General features: G+C 67.3%; 17 protein-coding genes, 2 tRNA genes and 1 pseudogene. 6 read left to right on the top strand and 14 right to left on the bottom strand.

Annotated elements, in window-relative coordinates; all coding sequences use genetic code 11:
• The first annotated feature begins 111 nt into the window (after positions 1-111).
• Complete coding sequence (locus tag EV675_RS19130) at positions 112-1,416, top strand: pyridoxal phosphate-dependent aminotransferase (protein ID WP_130358796.1); 1,305 nt, start codon at positions 112-114, stop codon at positions 1,414-1,416.
• Positions 1,417-1,424: 8 nt separating this feature from the next.
• On the opposite strand, the gene EV675_RS19125 is transcribed toward EV675_RS19130, so the two are convergent.
• Positions 1,425-2,600: an alpha/beta hydrolase family protein gene (locus EV675_RS19125; RefSeq protein ID WP_130358794.1), complete on the bottom strand. Its 1,176-nt coding sequence runs from the start codon at positions 2,598-2,600 to the stop codon at positions 1,425-1,427.
• A 50-nt stretch (positions 2,601-2,650) separates the two neighbouring features.
• Positions 2,651-3,625: a Bug family tripartite tricarboxylate transporter substrate binding protein gene (locus EV675_RS19120; RefSeq protein WP_130358792.1), complete on the bottom strand. Its 975-nt coding sequence runs from the start codon at positions 3,623-3,625 to the stop codon at positions 2,651-2,653.
• A gap of 122 nt (positions 3,626-3,747) precedes the next feature.
• Between EV675_RS19120 and EV675_RS19115 the strand changes: the two genes are divergently transcribed.
• Positions 3,748-4,665: a LysR family transcriptional regulator gene (locus EV675_RS19115; protein WP_130358790.1), complete on the top strand. Its 918-nt coding sequence runs from the start codon at positions 3,748-3,750 to the stop codon at positions 4,663-4,665.
• 16 nt (positions 4,666-4,681) lie between these two features.
• Here the strand turns inward: EV675_RS19115 and EV675_RS19110 are convergent, their stop codons facing one another.
• The 5 genes and pseudogenes from EV675_RS19110 to EV675_RS19095 form a co-directional block, all read right to left on the bottom strand.
• Positions 4,682-6,148, bottom strand: a complete 1,467-nt coding sequence (locus EV675_RS19110; protein WP_130358788.1) for a diguanylate cyclase domain-containing protein — start codon at positions 6,146-6,148, stop codon at positions 4,682-4,684.
• 82 nt (positions 6,149-6,230) lie between these two features.
• Positions 6,231-6,737 (bottom strand): ribonuclease HI, encoded by a 507-nt coding sequence (rnhA, locus tag EV675_RS19105; RefSeq protein WP_423213235.1) that lies wholly within the window; start codon positions 6,735-6,737, stop codon positions 6,231-6,233.
• Positions 6,738-6,797: 60 nt separating this feature from the next.
• Positions 6,798-6,917 (bottom strand): annotated as a pseudogene (locus EV675_RS30200) (DUF5710 domain-containing protein); the annotation flags it as partial.
• Between the two features lie 198 nt (positions 6,918-7,115).
• Positions 7,116-8,450, bottom strand: a complete 1,335-nt coding sequence (locus EV675_RS19100) for an MATE family efflux transporter (protein WP_130358784.1) — start codon at positions 8,448-8,450, stop codon at positions 7,116-7,118.
• A gap of 94 nt (positions 8,451-8,544) precedes the next feature.
• A tRNA-Asn gene (locus EV675_RS19095) sits at positions 8,545-8,620 on the bottom strand.
• 73 nt (positions 8,621-8,693) lie between these two features.
• On the opposite strand from EV675_RS19095, the gene EV675_RS19090 reads away from it, so the two are divergent.
• Complete coding sequence (locus EV675_RS19090; protein ID WP_130358782.1) at positions 8,694-9,290, top strand: IMPACT family protein; 597 nt, start codon at positions 8,694-8,696, stop codon at positions 9,288-9,290.
• A gap of 16 nt (positions 9,291-9,306) precedes the next feature.
• Here EV675_RS19090 and EV675_RS19085 read toward each other — a convergent pair whose 3' ends face one another.
• From EV675_RS19085 to EV675_RS19065, 5 genes are all read right to left on the bottom strand, one after another.
• Entirely contained in the window at positions 9,307-10,125 is an 819-nt protein-coding gene (locus tag EV675_RS19085; protein ID WP_130358780.1) for an alpha/beta hydrolase, read from the bottom strand.
• 137 nt (positions 10,126-10,262) lie between these two features.
• Positions 10,263-10,745 (bottom strand): copper chaperone PCu(A)C, encoded by a 483-nt coding sequence (locus EV675_RS19080; protein ID WP_130358778.1) that lies wholly within the window; start codon positions 10,743-10,745, stop codon positions 10,263-10,265.
• A 67-nt stretch (positions 10,746-10,812) separates the two neighbouring features.
• On the bottom strand, positions 10,813-11,172 hold the full coding sequence (locus EV675_RS19075) for a DUF2946 domain-containing protein (protein ID WP_165404656.1): 360 nt from the start codon (positions 11,170-11,172) through the stop codon (positions 10,813-10,815).
• A 41-nt stretch (positions 11,173-11,213) separates the two neighbouring features.
• The gene (locus tag EV675_RS19070; protein WP_165404655.1) at positions 11,214-12,182 is read right to left on the bottom strand and encodes a Bug family tripartite tricarboxylate transporter substrate binding protein; all 969 of its coding nucleotides are present in this window, start codon (positions 12,180-12,182) and stop codon (positions 11,214-11,216) included.
• 206 nt (positions 12,183-12,388) lie between these two features.
• A complete protein-coding gene (locus EV675_RS19065; RefSeq protein ID WP_130358772.1) occupies positions 12,389-13,879 on the bottom strand; it encodes an FAD-dependent oxidoreductase in 1,491 nt (496 codons plus the stop codon).
• Between the two features lie 47 nt (positions 13,880-13,926).
• Here EV675_RS19065 and EV675_RS19060 point away from each other — a divergent pair, with 47 nt between their 5' ends.
• Complete coding sequence (locus tag EV675_RS19060) at positions 13,927-14,424, top strand: MarR family winged helix-turn-helix transcriptional regulator (protein ID WP_207222003.1); 498 nt, start codon at positions 13,927-13,929, stop codon at positions 14,422-14,424.
• 276 nt (positions 14,425-14,700) lie between these two features.
• Here EV675_RS19060 and EV675_RS19055 read toward each other — a convergent pair.
• Positions 14,701-14,776: transfer RNA gene (locus EV675_RS19055), tRNA-Asn, on the bottom strand.
• A 175-nt stretch (positions 14,777-14,951) separates the two neighbouring features.
• Positions 14,952-16,154, bottom strand: coding sequence for an amino acid aminotransferase (locus EV675_RS19050; RefSeq protein ID WP_130358770.1), 1,203 nt, complete (start codon positions 16,152-16,154; stop codon positions 14,952-14,954).
• A gap of 148 nt (positions 16,155-16,302) precedes the next feature.
• Here EV675_RS19050 and uvrB point away from each other — a divergent pair, with 148 nt between their 5' ends.
• On the top strand, positions 16,303-18,495 hold the full coding sequence (gene uvrB, locus EV675_RS19045) for an excinuclease ABC subunit UvrB (protein WP_130358768.1): 2,193 nt from the start codon (positions 16,303-16,305) through the stop codon (positions 18,493-18,495).
• 250 nt (positions 18,496-18,745) lie between these two features.
• Positions 18,746-19,237, top strand: a complete 492-nt coding sequence (locus EV675_RS19040; RefSeq protein WP_087779776.1) for a low molecular weight protein-tyrosine-phosphatase — start codon at positions 18,746-18,748, stop codon at positions 19,235-19,237.
• Positions 19,238-19,369 lie beyond the last annotated feature (132 nt).

Here is a 19,369-nt window from a genome sequence, read left to right as displayed (position 1 = left end):
TGGAAAGTCATCGCAACGCCGGCGGGGCCGTTCCGCCGCCGGCACGCTCGTGTTCTGGTATCGTGGCTTGGCCGAGTCGTTGCTCCAATCCCTACGAAGACCCGTTCATTCATGAAACCCATCAACAAATCGAACAAGCTGGCTCACGTCCTGTACGACATCCGCGGCCCCATCATGGATAGAGCCAAGCAGATGGAGGACGAAGGCCAGAAGCTCATCAAGCTCAACATCGGCAACCTGGCCGTGTTCGGTTTCGACGCGCCCGAGGAAATCCAGCTCGACATGATCCGCAACCTGCCGAACTCGGCGGGCTATTCGGACAGCAAGGGCATCTTCGCCGCGCGCAAGGCGGTCATGCACTATACCCAGGCGCAGGGCGTGCAGGGCGTGACGCTGGAAGACATCTACCTGGGCAACGGCGCCTCCGACCTGATCGCGATGGCCACCAACGCGCTGCTGGACGATGGCGACGAACTGCTGCTGCCCACGCCCGACTATCCGCTGTGGACGGCGGTCGCCAGCCTGTCGGGCGGCACGCCCGTGCACTATCTGTGCGACGAGGCCAAGGGCTGGATTCCCGACCTGGACGACATCCGCGCCAAGATCACCCCGCGCACCAAGGGGATCGTGGTCATCAACCCGAACAATCCGACCGGCGTGGTCTACCCCGACCACGTGCTGCGGGAAATCATCGCCATCGCGCGCGAGCACGGACTGGTCATCCTGGCCGACGAGGTCTACGACAAGGTGCTGTACGACGGCGCCCGCCACACCGCGCTGGCCAGCCTGTCGACCGACGTGCTGACGCTGACCTTCAATTCGCTGTCCAAGAGCTACCGCGCCTGCGGCTATCGCGCGGGCTGGCTGGTGGTGTCGGGCGACAAGCGCGCCGCCCGCGACTACATCGACGGCCTGAACATGCTCGCCAACATGCGGCTGTGCGCCAACGTGCCGGGCCAGTGGGCGATCCAGACCGCGCTGGGCGGCTACCAGAGCATCAACGACCTGGTCGCCGAAGGCGGCCGGCTGCGTCAGCAGCGCGACCTGGCCTACGAGCTGATCACCGCCATTCCGGGCGTGACCTGCGTCAAGCCGCAGGCCGCGCTCTACATGTTCCCCCGGCTGGACCCCGAGGTCTATCCCATCGAGGACGACCGCCAGTTCTTCCTGCAGATGCTGGAAGCCACGCGCGTGATGCTGGTACAGGGCACGGGGTTCAACTGGCCCCACCCGGACCACTTCCGCATCGTGTTCCTGCCGCACGAGGCGGACCTGCGCGAGGCCATCGGCCGCATCGCCAAGTTCCTCGAAGACTACCGGCTCAAGCATGCGAAGAAGTCGCCGGCGTCTTCCGAGGCCGATCCGGACGACCGTGCCGTCGTCGTGCCGGCCCGGTTCGGCGCGAAGGCCGGCTAGGCGCGGCGTCAACCCTGCGGGCGCTGCTTCAGCTCCCGCATGGTGGCGTCTATCCAGTCCGCGATGGTGTCCACGCCCAGCGCCAGGTTGTCGACGCTGCAATGCTCGGCGCCGCCATCGCGCAGCGTATGGACGAACAGTTCGGCCTTGGGGCTGTTGATGCATTCGGCGACCAGGCGTTCGGCCTGGGCCAGCTTGATCTGCCGGTCGTTCTCGCCGTGCGTGACCAGGATGGGGCAGCGTATGCGGTCCAGCACGCCCTCCAGCGTCATGCGGTCCGCCGTGGCCAGCAGGCCTTCCACGCTGGTCTGTCCGAACACCCACATCGCGTGTTCCCAGTAATGCGGAACGGGTAGCCGCGGGTCCTGGCTCTGGTGGCGGTAGCGCTGGGTCGCGCCCCAGTCGTAGTTGGCGCCCCAGGCCACGCAGCAGCGCAGGCGCGGTTCGAAGGCGGCGGCGCGCGGCGCGTGATAGCCGCCCAGCGACAAGGCCATGATGCCTATGCGCGAGGCATCGACGTCGTCGCGCGTTTCCAGATAATCGACGCAGGCCGAGGCGGGCACCTCGGCCTCGGGGAAGTTGGTCAGGCCCTGCAGGCGCAGGGCTTCGCCCACGCCGGGGTTGTCCACCAGCAGCACGGACACGCCGCGTTCGCGCAAGGCGTCGCCGATGCCCATCAGGTACAGGATCTCCTTGGTCACGTCCAGGCCGTCGAAGTGCACCATGCAGGGCGCGCCGCCGGGCGGCGTCTCGCGCGCGGGGACGTACAGGGCCGGCAGGGTGGTGCCCTGGTAAGGCACGTCCACCCATTCGACGGGCTGGCCGGTCAGTTCCACGTAGCGGCGAAAGCATTCCAGGGTGTCGCGGAAGGCCGCGTCCCGGCCGGGGAAGCGCGGCGCCTGCATGCGTTCGGCCTGCACGTAGTAGATGGCGGCGCGCTTGAACTTGCGGCCCGCGCTGTAGGCGCGGTCGTGCTGGAGGTCCTGCTGCGCCAGCGCCTTGACGCGGTCGGCCAGTCCGGTCCAGGCGGCGAACAGGATCTCGGCCGCGCGCGGGTCGCCGCGGCGCGACGCTTCCTTGACGGGGCCGGAGGCATCGTCGATCTCGCCGATCTCGGCGCCCATGCCGAGCGCCAGGTTGACGGCCATATTCCAGGTGTAGTTGTCGCCGAAGTATTCAAACATGATCGATGTCCATTCGTGGTTGCGTGCAGGGGAGCGGTACGGACCGGCGGCTAGTCGGCCTTGATGTTCTTCTCGGCGATCAGCCTGGCCCACATCGATTGCTCGGCGACCAGGTCCTTGGCGAATTGACCGGGCGGCTGGAGCACGAGGTCGTAGCCGTCTTTCTGCAGGCGGGCCTGCATCTCGGGCGTGCGCATGACCCGGGCGATCTCTGTCGCCAGTTTGTCGCGGATATCGGTGGGCAAGCCCTTGGGCGCGAAGACGCCTTGCCAGACGTAGGCCTCCACCGGCACGCCTTCCTCGCGCAGGGTGGGGATGTCGGGAATGGCGGGCGAGCGCTGCGCGGCGGCAAGCGCCAGCCCGCGCATCTTGCCCGCGCGGACCATGGGCTGCGAGTTGCCGACGGAGTCGCACAGGAAGTCCACTTCCCCGGCGATGACCGAGGTCTGCGCCGGTCCCGCGCCCGAATAAGGCACGTGCAGGGCCTTGATGCCCGCCGCATCCAGCATCTGTTCGCAGGCCAGGTGGCTGCCGCCGCCGGTGCCCGCGCTGGCATAGCTCAATGCGCCTGGCCTGGCCTTGGCCAATGCGATGAATTCCTTGAAGGTCCTGGCCGGCAGCTTGGTCGAGGCCACCAGGTAGGCGGGAAAGCGCAGCGCCTCGGTGATGGGCGTGAAGTCGGCGGCCGGGTCGAAGGCGTGCTGCTTGTGCAGCAGCGGACCGATGACGTGGGCGCTGTTGGTGGTGTAGAGCAGCGTATAGCCGTCGGCCGGCGCATCCTTGGCCAGCCGGCTGCCGATCAGCCCGGTGGCGCCGGCGCGGTTGTCCACGATCACGGGCTGGCCCAGCGCCTCGCCCAGCAGCTTGCCGGCCAGGCGGGCATAGGTGTCGGTGGAGCCGCCCACGGGGAAGGGCACGATCATCTTGATCGGCCGGGTGGGGTAGGCCTGCGCGCCCGCCGTGGACGCGATCAGCAGCGAGGCGGCGGCAAGGAAAAGACGCGGCGCGATGAGGGGGCGTTTCATGGTGTCTCCGTGCTGTTCGTGTGCAGGCCATTCTGGACGGAGTCTCGGCCCAGGAGAAATGCCGTTTTTCGGGGCGAGCTATAAAATAATTCGATAGCGGAAAGACGAGGGCGGGGCAGGCGATGGATCTGGTTCAACTCCGGTATTTCGTGCGCGTCGCGCAATTGAAAAGCTTCACCAAGGCCTCGGTGGCGCTGCACATCGCGCAGCCCGCGCTGACACGGCAGGTACTGCTGCTGGAGGACGAACTGGGCGTGCAGCTTTTGTTCCGCCACAGCCGCGGCGTGGAACCGACCGAGGCCGGCATGCGGCTGTTGTCGGGGGCCGAGTCCATCTTTCGCCTGGTGCGGGAAGTCCGCGCCAATGTCATCGCCTCCAGCACCACCGTGGCCGGCACCTTGCGGATCGGCTTTCCGCCTTCGCTGGGCGGCTTCGTGATCGGCACGGTCGCGGCCGCGTTCCAGAAGATGTACCCGCAGGCCACGTTCGACCTGTGCGAAGGCCTGAGCAACGAGTTGCGCGACCGGCTGCTGGCCGACAGGCTGGATCTGGCGGTGTTGGCAGGGGGCGCCAATCCACTGCTGGTCAGCACGCACCTGTGCGACGAGGAGCTGTGGGTGATGATGCCTCGCCGCCTCAAGGGCCGGCATGCGCTCAGGACCTACACGCTGAAGGAGTTGGCCGGGCTGCCGCTGATCCAGCCCGGACGCACGCAGCTGGCGCGCCAGCACATCGAGACCGAGGCCGCGCGCCTGGGCGTGACGCTGAACGTGACGGTGGAAACCGACGCCTTCCAGGTGATCAAGGATCTCGTGCGCCGCGGCATAGGGGCCCACATCTCTCCGTACTCGGGCATAGGCGCCGACATCAAGCGCGGGGACTTCGACGGCGGTCCGGTGAAGGGCCTGTTTCTCTCGCGCTATCTCGTGCGGCGCATCGACCGGCCCATCAGCCTGGGCATCACCAAGTTCCAGGAGATCCTGGTCGATACGCTCAGGGACCTGGGCGCTTCGGACCGGGCGATCCGGCTGCCCGCCTGAGGCGGGCTCGGCGCGCTCAACCGGTTTCGGGGCTGACGCGGTACCGGTTTCTGCCGGCCCGCTTGGCTTCGTACATGGCCATGTCGGCCGCGCGCAGAAGGTGGGTGGGACTGGTGCCGGACCCCGCGCGGTAGACCGCGATGCCCAGGCTGGCATGGACCTGGACCGCCTGTCCGGCAAGCTGCATGGGGTCGGCGATGTCGGCCAGGATCTGTCCGGCCAGGGTTTCGCCCTGCGCATGGCCCGCGTCGTCCCGGGCGATCACGACGAACTCGTCCCCCGACAGCCGCGCCACCAGTTCGACATGGGGCAGGCCGGCCTTCAGGCGCCGCGCGATCTCCTTCAGCAGCAGATCGCCCTGGTCGTGCCCCAGGGTGTCGTTGACCTGCTTGAAACCGTCCAGGTCCAGGAACAGCACTTCCAGCACGCCGCCGCGCCGGTCGGTCGACGCCATGGCCCGGGGCAGGCGCTCCTGGACCGCGCGGCGATTGGGCAGGCCGGTCAGCGTGTCGCGGCGCGCTTCGAGCCGGGTGGCCTGTTCGCGCGTGCGCCGTTCGGTGATGTCGTGCACGATGCTGTGAAAGCCCACGATCCTGTCTTCGACGATGTCGGGGATCAGCGTGACGGCGCCGTAGTGCATCGTGCCGTCGGGAAAGGCCAGCGGCATCTCGAACGAGACCCGTTTGTGGCGGCGCACGGCCCGCTTCACGTGCCGTTCGATCTCGTGGGCCTTCTCCGGCCCGAAGGTCTCGGCCAGCGAATGGCCGATGATGTCGCGGGATGCCTTGCCCACCACGGCCCGGTAGGCTTCGTTGACGAAGCGGTAGCGAAGGTCGGGCCCGAAGTACCCGATCATGGCCGGCAGATGGTCCGTCAGGGTCTGCAGTTGCTCGTGCGCGTGGCTCAGTTCGCGGGTGCGCTGTTCGACCTGTTTCTCCAGCGCGGCCAGTCCGGCCGCGAGCGAGGATTCGGTGGTGATGCGCACGCGCAGGGCGGCTTCGCGCTGCGTGAGCTCGCGGTTGGCCAGTTGCGCCGCATCGCTCAGCAGGTCGAGCTGGCTGGCGCTCAATTGCCGCGGCACGGTGTCCAGCACGCACAGGCTGCCCAGGGCCAGCCCGTCGATGCTGCGCAGGGGGATGCCGGCATAGAAGCGCACGCCCGGCGCGCCGCTGACCAGCGGGTTGTCGAAGAAGCGCGGGTCCTGGGTCGCGTCGGGCACGAGCAGGCGTTCGCCGCCCAGGATGCAGTGGGCGCAGAAGGCATATTCGCGCGGGGTCTCGGAGATCTCGATGCCGATCCTGGACTTGAACCACTGGCGATCCCGGTCGATCAGGGAGACCAGCGCGATCGGCACGCCGATCGCATTCGCCGTCAGCCGCGTGATCAGGTCGAAGGCCGGTTCGGGCGGCGTGTCGAGCAGGTCGAGGGCCTGCAGCAGCGACAGCCGTTGTTCTTCATCGGGAGCGAGCGGGGCGACTTGCATGGCGTGAACGTGCGAACGTCGACGCGACAAGGATAGAACATGTCGGCCCTGCCGGGCACCTCCGGCGATGCCGGCCGGGTCGTTATCCGGCGGCGCTGTGTTCGGCCACGATGCGCACCACCACTTCGCCGCGGCCGGTACGCCTGGCGTGGTCCAGCCCTTCGTTGGCCAGCGCGTCGGCGCGTTCGTTGCCCAGGTGCCCGCTGTGTCCGCGCACCCACCGGAAGGTGGCGCGATGCCGGTCCGCCTCGGCGATCAGCGTCTTCCACAGCTCGACGTTCTTGACGTCCTTCCAGTTCTTGCGCACCCAGCCGTGGCGCCATTGCGTCATGCCGTTCACGACGTACTGCGAGTCGGTGTAGACGACTACCTCGCAGGCCTGGGGCAGCCAGCGCAGCGCCTCGATGGCGGCGGTCAACTCCATGCGGTTGTTGGTGGTGTCGGGCGAGCCGCCGAAGATCTCCACAGTGGCCTCGGTGGTGCGGATCCACGCGCCCCAGCCCCCGGGCCCGCCGGGGTTGCCGCGGCAGGCGCCGTCGCAATAGACGATGGCGCCGCCGGCGGGCGGGGTCTCGTCGCCCGTGGGCAGCGGCGCGGCGGCCGGCTGCGATGGCGCGGGCGCGGGCGCGTCGGCATCCAGCCAGCGCTGGAAGGGCGCGGCATCGGCGCCGTCCTTGACATACCACTTCTTCTGCGCCGGCGACCATCTGGCCCCGAGCGCCTTGGCTTCGTCTTTCTCGGCAAAGGGCACTTTCAGCCAGACAACCATGGAGTCACCAATTCGATGCAAGGGGCGAGACCTTAATCGGCGCGGCAAGCCGTTGTCAAGGCGGCGGGGCCGGGAAGGGGCTTGCCGGGAGCCTGCCTATTTCGTGGGCGGGGAACCTCGAAGCCTGCTGTGATGCGGGTCGGTTCGCCCTGTTTCGCGGCTGTCCCCAGCCTTGTCCACAGGATGCGGGGATAACTGTTACACGTTATCCAGCCGCGCGGCCGGAGCGGACCGGACCTCGCGATAGATCGTGCGCGGCGCGGCCAGGTGCAGCGTCACGCCGCGCAGGGCGTTGAAGGCGAGGAAGGACAGCCATAGTCCATGGTTGCCCAGGAGCGGCAGCAAGGCGAGCGACAGCGCCAGGAAGGCCAGGCCGCAGACCAGCATGGCGCGCATCAGCGCGCGGGTCTGGGTGGCGCCGATGAAGATGCCGTCGTACAGATAGGCCGCGACCGACGCGATGGGCGCCAGCGCCAGCCAGGGCAGGAAGCGGCCCGCGGTCTCGCGCAGCGCCGCCTGGTCGGTCAGCAGGCCTACTATCCATGGGCCCGCGGCCAGGTAGACCAGGGCGTAGGCCAGCGCGCCGCCGAAGGCCCAGCCCATGCACAGCCGCACGGCGCGCCGCAGGCCGGGACGGTCGCCCGCTCCCACGGCGGAGCCCACCAGCGCCTCGGCCGCATGGGCGAAGCCGTCCAGGCCGAAGGCCATGAAGGTCAGGAAGTTCAGCAGCAGCGCGTTGGCGGCCAGGACCAGGTCGCCCTGGGTGGCGCCCAGGTGGGCGAACCATCCCATGCTGGCCAGCAGGCAGGCGGTGCGCACGAAGATGTGGAAATTGATGCCGACCAGGCGCCGCATCGCGGCGGCGTCGCGCAGTACGGCCAGGCGCAGTCGCGGCCAGGCGGCGCGGTGCGAGCGCCACAGCAGGATGCCGCCGGCCAGCGTGCCCGCGCCATCGGCCACCGCGGTCGCGGCGCCTATGCCCGCCACGCCCAGGCCGAAGCCATGCACGAACAGCAGCACGGCGCCCAGGTTGACCACGTTGATGAGGATCTGCAGCGCCAGCGCCATCCGGACGCGCTGGCAGCCCAGCAGCCAGCCCAGCACGACGTAGTTGACCAGGGCCAGCGGGGCCGCCCAGATCCGGCCCGAGCAGTAGGCCATGGCCTGGCGCGTGGCCTCGGCGCTGCCGCCCAGCAGGCCCAGCACCAGCGTGATCAGGGGCCGCTGCAATACCAGCAGCGCCAGGCCGATGGCCAGCGCAAGGGATACCGCCCGCACCACGCTGGCGGCCAGCGCCTGTTCGTCGCCCTTGCCCCAGGCCTGCGCGACGAGCCCCGTCGTGCCCATGCGCAGGAAGCCGAAGCCCCAGAAAAGGAAACTGAAGAGCAGGCCCCCCAGCGCCACGCCCGCCAGGTATTCGGGACCGGGCAGGTGGCCCGCCACGGCGGTGTCCACCGCCGACATCAGGGGCTGGGTCAGGTTGGCGAGCACGATGGGCAGGGCCATCGCAAGTACGCGCCGATGGGTGAGCATAGAAGAGGTTGCCGGCACGCGCGTCGTCCTGTTCAGGCATCGGTTGCCCAAATGAAAAACGGACGCCTGGGGCGTCCGTTTTTCATGTAAATCTTGGCTCCCCGAACTGGGTTCGAACCAGTGACCTGCGGATTAACAGTCCGTCGCTCTACCGACTGAGCTATCGGGGAAAGGAGCCCGCAAATATAGCAGAAAAATGACTTCCGTCAAAGAAAGACGCAAGGGGCGCGGTAAACTCGCCGCATGAGTTCCCTCTTCACGCTCGAGGCGCCTTGCAGCTACCGCGAGGAGGTCCGCAAGAGCCGGTTCGTCGCCCACGCGGCACCCGTGGCCAGCGCCGACGAGGCGCTCGCTTTCTTCGCCCGGCATGCCGACCCCACGGCCACCCACAACTGCTGGGCCTACCGCATCGGCGCCGCGTATCGCTTCAACGACGACGGCGAGCCGGGCGGGACGGCGGGCCGTCCCATCCTGCAAGCCATAGACGGACAGTCCTGCGACCGCGTGGCCGTGCTGGTGGTGCGCTGGTTCGGCGGCACGCTGCTGGGCGCGGGCGGCCTCGTGCGCGCCTACGGCGGCTGCGCGGCCAACTGCCTGCGGCTGGGGCGGCGGGTGCCGCTTCTGGATCTGGCCGAGGCCGAGGTCGCCTGCACCTTCGCCGAATTGCCGCTGTTCAAGGCGCGGTTGAAGGAGCACGGCGCCGAGGTGCTGGAAGAGCGCTTCGACGAACAGGGCGCGACGCTGGCATTGAGCGTGCCGCGCCCCCGGCTGGAGGCGCTGCGCGCGATGCTGTCCGACCTGAGCCGGGGCCGCGCCGTCCTGGCCGTGCGGGACGAATAGGCCTGCGCCCCGGGCCCTACAGCCCCGCCAGGCGGCACGCGCGCTGGGTCAGGATGCCCTCGGGCGAGGCCAGGTCGTTCAGGATGGTGAAGTGGTTGCGGTCGGGCAGCCGCAGCAGTTCGCCGGGCAGGCCCGCGCGCGCGGCGGCGAAGGTTTCCGACTGGCGCTGCAGTTCGGGCAGTTCGGCGGCGCCGTAGGCCAGGACGAGTTCACGCTGGCTAAGGGGACGTTGCAGGGGGCTGAGCCGCCGCACGTCGGGCGGGCACAGCCGCAGCTTGTCGTTCAGGTAGGAAAGGCGGATCGGCTCGAGGTCGTAGATGCCGCTGATGGCCAGTCCGCCGCACACCCCCGGCTCATCCAGGACCATGGCGGCCAGGTGCGCGCCGGCGGACCAGCCGCTGACGATCATCCGTTCGGGATCCGTGCCCCATTGTGGGGCTTGTCGCGCCAGCCATCCCAGGGCGGCGCGGATTTCGCCGACGATGCCGTCCAGGGATTGCTCGGGCGCCAGCGTGTAGCCCACCAGCGCGACGTGCAGCCCGTGGGCCAGCGGGCCGGCCGTCAGGAAGCTGAAGTTTTCCTTGGAGCGGGTCTGCCAGTAGCCGCCGTGGATGAACACCATGAGCGGGCCGGGCCGGGCCGCGGGGAAATAGTCGATGCGATTGCGGGGCGCCGGGCCGTAGCGCAGGTCCAGGTATTGGGGATGGGCGGCCCGCAGCTTGGAGCTGCGTTCGTCGAATTCCGCCATCAGCACCGCGCTGTTGAGCACGGCGGCGGAATTGTTGTAGGAAGCGTCCAGCGCTTCCCGGGTCATGCCGTTGTACAGCGCAGTCATGCGGCGGTTCCGATCCGGGCGAGGGGCAGGGCGGTTATGGGCACGGTTTGCAACCAAAAGTGTCCGAAATAGAAGAATTCATCCTTTCTCGTTCGATTGCAAGACCCGTGCCGGCCTGCCCGGCACGGACCGCCGCATCAATGATGGTGGCCGCCCGCCGCATGGCCGGTGGCGCCGGCTCCGGCGCCCTCGACCTTGAAGTCCACCTTGACTTCGCCAGCCTTCTCGAAGACCAGGGTGGCGGGGAAGCTCGTGCCTTCCTTGAGCGGCGCCTTCAGGCGCATGAACATGATGTGGTAGCCGCCGGGCTTGAGCTCGACGGTCTGGCCCGCGGGCAGGGCAATGCCGTCGAGCTGGCGCATGCGCATGATGTCGCCGTCCATCTGCATGGTGTGCAGCTCGGCGGTGGCCGAGACGTCGGCGCGGACGGCGATCAATCTGTCGTCGGCGCCGGTGTTGCTCAGCTTCATGAAGCCGCCGCCGGCGGGCTGGCCCGTGACGGTGGCCCGGCTCCAGGGCTGGCCGATCTGGATGGCGCCGGCCGTATGGCCCTGGGCGAGGGCCTGGCCGGTGGCCAGCAGGGAAAACAGCAGTGACAGGGTAAGCGTGCGGATCCGCATGAGAGTCTCGTCTTGGAAAGAGGGCCGGCAAGGCCTGCCGGCGTGGCGCGTCGGGATGGGCATGGATTCAGGCCGGCGGCGCGCGGGACGAGAAATTGAGGTGGGGCGGGGCGGGTGGGTGCGACATGGCCCGGATGGGCCGGTAGGCGTGGCCGAGATCGCGCGCGGGCGCGATCTGCGCCTGGAGGGCGGGCGGGGGCAGGGCGACGTGGGCGCCGGCCGCGCACAGCGGGCATTGCATCGCGGCCAGCGCGTGCGGATCGCCGTCGCGCGGATCCTGAGGGGCCGGGGCGCTGCCCTGCGCGGTGCACAGCGCGCCCAGCCATGGCGACGGGCCCGCCGACGCATGCGCGACAGGCAGGGCCGCGTGCCAGAGCACGCACAGCAGTGCCAGCCAGACGAAGCGTGGATAAGCGTGAACGGCCATGGGCGGGATGATACCCCAGTCCCGCCCATGGCCCGCCCGAGTCATTCGGGCTTGATGCCGGCCTTGCGCGCCACGTCGCCGAACAGCTTGACCTCGCGTTCGATGCGGGCCTTCATCTGGGGCGGAGTCTCCCGCATCGGTTCGAAGCCGGCGGCGCGTAGCTTGCCGGCGTATTCGGTGTTGGCGACGACCTTGCCGACCGCCTCGGCCAGCCGCGCGCGGATGGCCGGTTCCACCCCCATAGGCAGCATGATGCCGAACCAGATGCTCATGACCACCTCGGGATAGCGCTCGGCCGCGGCCGGTACCTCGGGCAGCGCGGGCAGGCGCCGGGGTTCCATGACGGTCAGCGGCAGCAGCCGGTTGCTGCGTATGTATTCGACCGATGGCGCATAGGTGGCCGAGGCCAGGTTGATCTGTCCGCCGACGGCGTCGGCCACCACCGCGGCCGCACCCTTGTAGGGCACGTGCACCAGATCGATGCCCGCGGCGGACTTCAACAGCTCCACGGCGAAGTGCTGCGGCGTGCCGTTGCCCGAGCTGCCATAGGTCAGCTTGCCCGGATTGGCCTTGGCGTACTTGACGAGTTCGTCCAGGGTCTTGACCGGGGCCTGGGGATGGGCGAGCAGCAGCAGGGGCGTGCCGCCGATCAGGCCGAGGGGATCCAGGTCGCGCGCGATGTCGAACGGCAGGTCCTTCTGCATGGACGGCGCGATCGTGCGCGCGCTGTCGGCGAACAGGATGGTGTAGCCGTCGGCCGGGCCCTTGGCCACCATGTTCGAGCCGATCACGCCGCCCGCGCCGGGGCGGTTCTCCACCACCACCTGCTGGCCGAGCTCGGCCGACAGGTAGGGGGCGATGAGCCGCGCGACGATGTCGGTGTCGCCGCCGGGGCCGAAGGGCACGACGAAGCGGATGGGGCGGGAAGGGAAGGTGTCGGCCCGGGCGGGCGCGACCGCCGCCGCGGCCAGGCCGGCCAGCGCGGCCGACAGCAAGGCGCGTCTTTGCATGGTGTCTTCTCCGGTGGTGCGGGCGCGATGGATGCTCGCCGCCTCGTCATGGGAACGACCGGAGCCTGGCATGCTGCGAAAACGCGTTCAGGACCGGCCGCGCTGCGGCAAATTACCGGACGGTCTGGCGTTGATCAAGATTGAATGTTGAATGAAGATTCGGGCGGCTTGCCGCCAGGTACCGGGCAGGCAATGTTCCACCCCATTCAGCCCAAGCCGACTTCCTCGAGATAGCTTTCGAGCGCACCGGCTTCGTCGGAACCAAAGATAGCGCCGACATAACCGTCGGGTCGAACCAGCACCCATTCGCCAGGTGCAAGGCCATAGGCGTCGCGTAGATGGCCGCCATCGTCTGAGAGCTCGTGCCCAGCTCCGACTTGATGGATGCGGAGATCGCCTCGAGGTGTTGCGATTTCGCGGGTCGTTTCATAGCCAAGCAGGCTCCAGTGCCCACCGGCGAACAGATCGAACAGCCGCCGGGGATGACCGGCCGCGCCACGCAGCGGCGCGTCCGGTGCTCGGTCGCCCGCGAGAAGGCTTCCTGACCGGGATGACGGTTCGAGGGTAAGGGGCGATTCCGGATAACCGATGTCGAGCTGATGGACTTCGCGTCCCCGGCGCATGGAACCGCGCTTCTGCGCCTCGAGCAGCCGGGTCGAGAGACCCAGCATTTCTTCCGCCACAGGCCGCCTCTCTTCCTCGTAGGTGTTGAGCAGCCTATCGGGCGCGCCGCCCAGTACCGCCGCCAGCTTCCAGCCGAGATTGTAAGCATCCTGAACGCTCGTATTGAGACCCTGCCCTCCAGTGGGCGGGTGGACGTGCGCGGCATCGCCGACCAGGAATATGCGGCCGACGCGGTAGCGATCCGCCAGACGGGCGCTCATCGTATAGGCCGAGGCCCAGGACACCGATCGAACATGGATATCGTCGCGGCCGGTTCGCTTCGCCACCATGGCGTTGAGCGCGTCGACGGAGAGGTCCGCTTCTCCTTCGCTTGGGATTGCTGCCTGGATCTGGAACAGATCGGTCCCGGCGAGCGGGCAGATCGACATCAACCGTGGCCTATCGCCGACATGATATTGATGCCACGCGTCACGGCTCAGTCCCACGAGATCGACATCAGCCACCATTGCACGCGCGCCCAGTGTCTTGCCGGGAAAGTCGATGCCGAGGGCGTTGCGGATGGAGCTGCGTCCACCGTCGGCCGCGATGAGATACGGAACATGAACCAGCTCTTCACCGACGGGACTGACCAGACGCGCCGTGACGCCATCCTCTTCCAGCTCGAAGCCGACCAGCTCGCACCCGAACTCGACGCGGCTGCCAAGCTCGGTGAGGCGTTCGCGCAATAGTCGCTCGGTCAAGAACTGCGGGAGCATTAGGGGGATATGGTAGGGCTCAGCCGGCGTCGGCGGTTCGACCTCGAGGGCCGTATCCGTGTGGCTGCCATCATCATGATATTCGCGTAGCGGCGGGTAGACGCCGCCGGCGGCAACGAGCCGGTCAAGCACTCCGAGATCCTCGAATACTTCCTGTGATCGCGGCTGTATGCCCTTGCCGCGCGACCCAGCGAACGGACGGTCCAGTTTCTCGATCAGCCGGAATGACACGCCTCTTCTCGCCAGGTCGACCGCGAGTGTCAGGCCGGCAGCACCGGCGCCGCAAATCAGGACCGCAGGCGGGCTTTGCTCTTTCATGCGAACCTCCAATGTGTATAATGCACATATTAGTGGAGGGCTGACAGGTGTCAACAAAAAAAGTGCAAAATGCACATATTAAAGCGGTATTTCCCTCCCTGCATGCGTCACTGCTCGAAATCGTGACCGTGATGAACCGGCCGGAAAGGGACGAGGAGTTGCTGGAGTTGGCGGGTCTGACGCTCGAGCGTGCGCTCTTCCCTCTGCTCGTCTTCGTCGAGCGCAAGGGACCGATCGGAGTCGTCGATCTCGCCGGCAGGGTTGGTCGCGATTACTCGACGGTCAGTCGACAGGTCGCGCGTTTGGAAGAGCTCGGCCTCGTCGAGCGTCGGGCGGGTTCGGTGGACAAGCGCGTGCGCGAGGCGATCATCACGCCGCGAGGAAAGTCTGCGACCGACGCTTTGGATGCTGCCCGTGAGACTATGGCGCTGGACCTGTTCCACGATTGGTCTCGCGAGGACCTTGACGAGTTGGTGCGCCTTATGAGGAAGCTCGCCGAAGGCATGGCCAAGGAACCGGCACGGTCGAACCTGTCCGCCAGCTAATCGTCGATGCAGGATCGCTTCTTCTCGGCGTTGATCGAGAGGCCCAAATTGCGTGGGCGAATTCGTAGGCGATCGGGAGGAAGCTCACGCCGGAGAAGGCAGTGGCAACGGCTGAAGCCGGGGCAATCGCCAGGCTGAGCCCACCGGCGAGGCGGCATGAGGTTTGTGCAACCGACGCGTTGTGCCCGGATATCCGGCTTCCAGGCGAGGATCGTCTCTGGAAGAAAGCCTGGGGTGGAAACTGCGGCGCACAGCGCTTGCAGTTTCGTTTTGAAATGGCTCCCCGAACTGGGTTCGAACCAGTGACCTGCGGATTAACAGTCCGTCGCTCTACCGACTGAGCTATCGGGGAATCAAGCCCAAAACTATAGCATGCCCAAATGGTAGAGCGCAACCAGGGCACCGTGGATCCGGCTTTGCCGGTCCGCCCGCGCCGCCCCAAGGCGGGCCCGGCCCCCTCGGGGGCTGCCGCGTAGCGGCTGGGGGCTCACCATACTGGGCGCCGGAGGGCGTAGGGGGGGCTTTACCTACTTCAGCACGGCGGCGATGCCGTCGGCGACGGCATCGATGTTGCGGCTGTTGAGCGCGGCCACGCAGATGCGGCCGGTCGAGACGGCATAGATGCCGTGCTCTTCACGCAGGCGGTCCACCTGCGCCGCGGTCAGGCCCGAGTACGAGAACATGCCGCGCTGCTGCATCACGAAGCCGAAGTCGCGGGCCACGCCGCGTTCCTTCAGCTTGGCGACCAGGGCGGCGCGCATGGCGCGGATGCGTTCGCGCATCTCGCCCAGTTCGGCTTCCCATTCGCTGCGCAGTTCGGGCGAGGTCAGCACCTGGGCGACCACCGTGCCGCCGTGGGTGGGCGGGTTGGAGTAGTTGGTGCGGATCACGCGCTTGAGCTGGCTCAGCACGCGGCCGCTTTCGTCCTTGTCGGCGGCGACCAGGGACAGGGCGCCCACGCGCTCGCCGTACAGCGAGAACGACTTCGAGAACGACGAGCTGATCAGGAAGGTCAGTCCGGCGTCGGCGAACTGGCGCACGGCCGTGGCATCGGCGTCGATGCCGTCGCCGAAGCCCTGGTAGGCGATGTCCAGGAACGGGATGAGCCGGCGCGCCTTGACCACCTCGACCACCTTGGTCCACTGGTCGGCGGTCAGGTCCACGCCCGTGGGGTTGTGGCAGCAGGCGTGCAGCACGACCACCGTGCCGGCGGGGTAGCCTTCCAGCGCCGCGATCATGCCGGCGAAGTTCACGCCATGCGTGGCCGCATCGTAATAGGGGTAGTTGACGACTTCGAAGCCGGCATATTCGAACAGCGCGCGGTGGTTTTCCCAGCTCGGGTCGCTGATGGCGACCTTGGCCTGGGGAACCAGCCGCTTCAGGAAGTCGGCGCCGATCTTCAGCGCGCCCGTGCCGCCCAGGCTCTGGGCGGTCAGGACCCGGCCCGCGGCGATCAGCGGGGAATCGGCACCCAGCAGCAGTTCCTGCACCGCGCGGTTATAGCCCGGCAGGCCCTCGATGGGCAGGTAGCCGCGCGCCGCGGCGGCGTCGATGCGCGCCTGCTCGGCCTTGCGCACCGCTTTCAGGAGGGGGATCCGGCCTTCGTCGTTGTAGTACACGCCCACGCCGAGATTGACCTTGTTGCTGCGGGTGTCGGCGTTGAATTGTTCGGTAAGGCCCAGAATGGGGTCGCGAGGGGCCAGTTCTACGGCGGCGAAGAGCGAAGTCATGAAAAGCGTCCGTTAAGCGCGCAGGGTTGAAGGAAGAAGTGGTGCGGAGGATAATGGCAGGTTGGTTTTTACAATGCGAAATCCATCGGGCCCGGAACTCTGGGACCCTTTCGCTGCCGAAGTTTTCCTGATGAAACAAGAGTCTAGCATGCAGACTACGCCTTCCGAAGGGCTGAACGAGGCCGCTGAAGACGCGGCCGGGAAGGCCGCGCAAGGGCTGCGCGATGACGCCGCCCTGGTGGCGGCAGCGGCCGACGCGCAAGGGTTCGAGCCGCGTTTCGTCACCTACGACGGCAGCCCGTTCCAGCTCTACCAGCCTTATCCGCCCGCCGGCGACCAGCCGACCGCCATCGGCCAGTTGTGCGAAGGCATCGAAGACGGCCTGATGTACCAGACCCTGCTGGGCGTGACCGGCTCGGGCAAGACCTACACCATGGCCAACGTGATCGCCCGCATGGGCCGCCCGGCCATCGTGCTGGCGCCCAACAAGACGCTGGCCGCCCAGCTCTACGCCGAGATGCGGGAGTTCTTCCCGCGCAACGCGGTCGAGTACTTCGTCTCGTACTACGACTATTACCAGCCCGAAGCCTACGTGCCGACGCGCGACCTGTTCATCGAGAAGGACTCGTCCATCAACGAGCACATCGAACAGATGCGTTTGTCGGCCACCAAGAGCCTGCTGGAACGCCGCGACACCATCATCGTGGCCAGCGTCTCGTGCATCTACGGTATCGGCAACCCCGACGACTACCACGACATGGTGATGATGCTGCGCACCGGCGACCGCATGGGGCAGCGCGACATCATCGCCCGCCTGGTGGCCATGCAGTACACGCGCAACGACACGGAGTTCATGCGCGGCACCTTCCGCGTCCGGGGCGAGCTGATCGACGTCTTCCCGGCCGAGCACGCCGAACTGGCCCTGCGCATTACGCTGTTCGACGACGAGGTCGAGACCCTGGAGCTGTTCGACCCGCTGACCGGCAAGGTGCGGCAGAAGATCCTGCGCTTCGCGGTCTACCCGGGGTCGCACTACGTCACGCCGCGCGCCACCGTGCTGCGCGCGATCGACACCATCAAGCAGGAACTGCGCGAGCGCACCCGCTACTTCGTCGACAACGGCCAGCTGGTCGAGGCCCAGCGCCTGGAGCAGCGCACCCGCTTCGACCTGGAGATGCTGCAGGAGCTGGGGTTCTGCAAGGGGATCGAGAACTACTCGCGCCATCTGTCGGGCGCCAAGCCGGGCGATCCGCCGCCGACGCTGGTGGACTACCTGCCGCACGACGCCCTGATGATCATCGACGAGAGCCACGTCACGGTCGGGCAGGTCGGCGCCATGTACAAGGGCGACCGCTCGCGCAAGGAGACCCTGGTGAACTACGGCTTTCGCCTGCCGTCCGCGATGGACAACCGGCCGCTGAAGTTCGAGGAATTCGAGTCCAAGATGCGCCAGACCATTTTCGTCTCGGCCACCCCGGCGGACTACGAAAAGAAGCACGCCGACGCCGTGGTCGAGCAGGTGGTGCGGCCGACCGGCCTGGTCGACCCCGTGGTCGAGATCCGGCCCGCGCTGAACCAGGTGGACGACGTGCTGAGCGAGATCCACGAGCGGGTGGCGCGCAACGACCGGGTGCTGATCACCACGCTGACCAAGCGCATGGCCGAGGACCTGACGGACTTCCTGACCGACCACGGCGTGAAGGTGCGCTACCTGCACTCGGACATCGATACGGTCGAGCGCGTGGAAATCCTGCGCGACCTGCGCCTGGGCACCTTCGACGTGCTGGTGGGCATCAACCTGCTGCGCGAGGGGCTGGACATTCCCGAGGTGTCGCTGGTGGCCATCCTGGACGCGGACAAGGAAGGCTTCCTGCGGTCCGAGCGCAGCCTGATCCAGACCATAGGGCGGGCGGCGCGCAACCTGAACGGCAAGGCCATCCTGTATGCCGACAACATGACCGACTCGATGCGGCGCGCGCTGGACGAGACGACCCGCCGCCGCGAGAAACAGTTGCTCTTCAACGAGGAACGCGGCATCGTTCCGCAAGGGGTCAAGAAGGAAGTGCGCGACCTGATCGACGGCGTCTACGCGCCTTCGGACGGAATGGACGGCGACGACTCCCTCGAGGCCGCCCGCTTCGAGGCCATGGGCGAGAAGCAGATCGCCAAGGAGATCAAGAAGCTGGAGAAGGCCATGCTGGAGTACGCGCGCAACCTGGAGTTCGAAAAGGCGGCGCAGGCCCGCGACCAGTTGCTGGCGCTCAAGCAGAAGGTATTCGGCGCGGGCGGGCAGCAGGCCGACGAGGACGCCCTGAACGCGGCCGGGCCGGCGCGGGGGTGAGTGGAGCCGCCGCGGGGCGCGGCAAACTTGTGCATCGCGAGATAGTTGTGCACCGAATTGGTGCTTCAAGGGGAGCGGAAGGGGATGCACCCGTGGAACCGCTCTTGTGCGCAACGCATCCCGATGGTGTCCATTCTCTAACGTGTAGAAGGTAACGCCCTGATTCTAAAGAGGTTTTTAAAGCACTACATTTTCATGTGCTTATAAAAAAAGCTTGAACTATCCGGGGTTTTCCCGCACACTTCTGGACATGATGACCAAGGTACTGTTTGTGTGCATGGGCAACATCTGTCGCTCGCCGAGCGCAGAGGGCGTGTTTCGCCGCTTGGTGAAGGACGCCGGTCTTTCCGACGTTGTCCGTATAGAATCGGCCGGGACGCACGCCTTCCATATTGGCGAGCCGCCCGACGCCCGTATGCAGGCTGCCGCCCGCAAGCGTGGCTATGACATCAGCGAAATCCGCGCGCGCCAGATTCGCGTCGACGATTTCCGCGAATTCGACATGATCCTCGCGATGGACTGGGACAACCTGTCCTTGCTGCAGCAGCAGGCGCCCAAGCAGTACCAGCACAAGCTGATGCTGTTGATGCGCTTCGCCAACGAGTACGAGGAAGCCACCGTTCCCGATCCGTACTACGGCGGGCCGGAAGGGTTCGCCAAGGTGCTCGACTATATCGAGGACGCCTGCCAGGGCCTGCTGGAAGTCGTGCGCAAGCGCGCCACCCAGTACCAGGCGGCCTGATCCCCGCGGTCATTTCATTCTGTTCTCCTTGCAGGCCCGGATAGCGTCCGGGCCTTGTCTTGCCGGCGGCGGCCTCGTCGTCCGGCCTGGGCGGGGGATTCCGCCCAATATTTTTGCGTCGCAGCAACCCCT

This window comes from Pigmentiphaga kullae (genome assembly GCF_004216695.1).
GTDB lineage: Bacteria > Pseudomonadota > Gammaproteobacteria > Burkholderiales > Burkholderiaceae_B > Pigmentiphaga > Pigmentiphaga kullae.
This window is presented reverse-complemented; position numbering and strand designations above follow the sequence as displayed.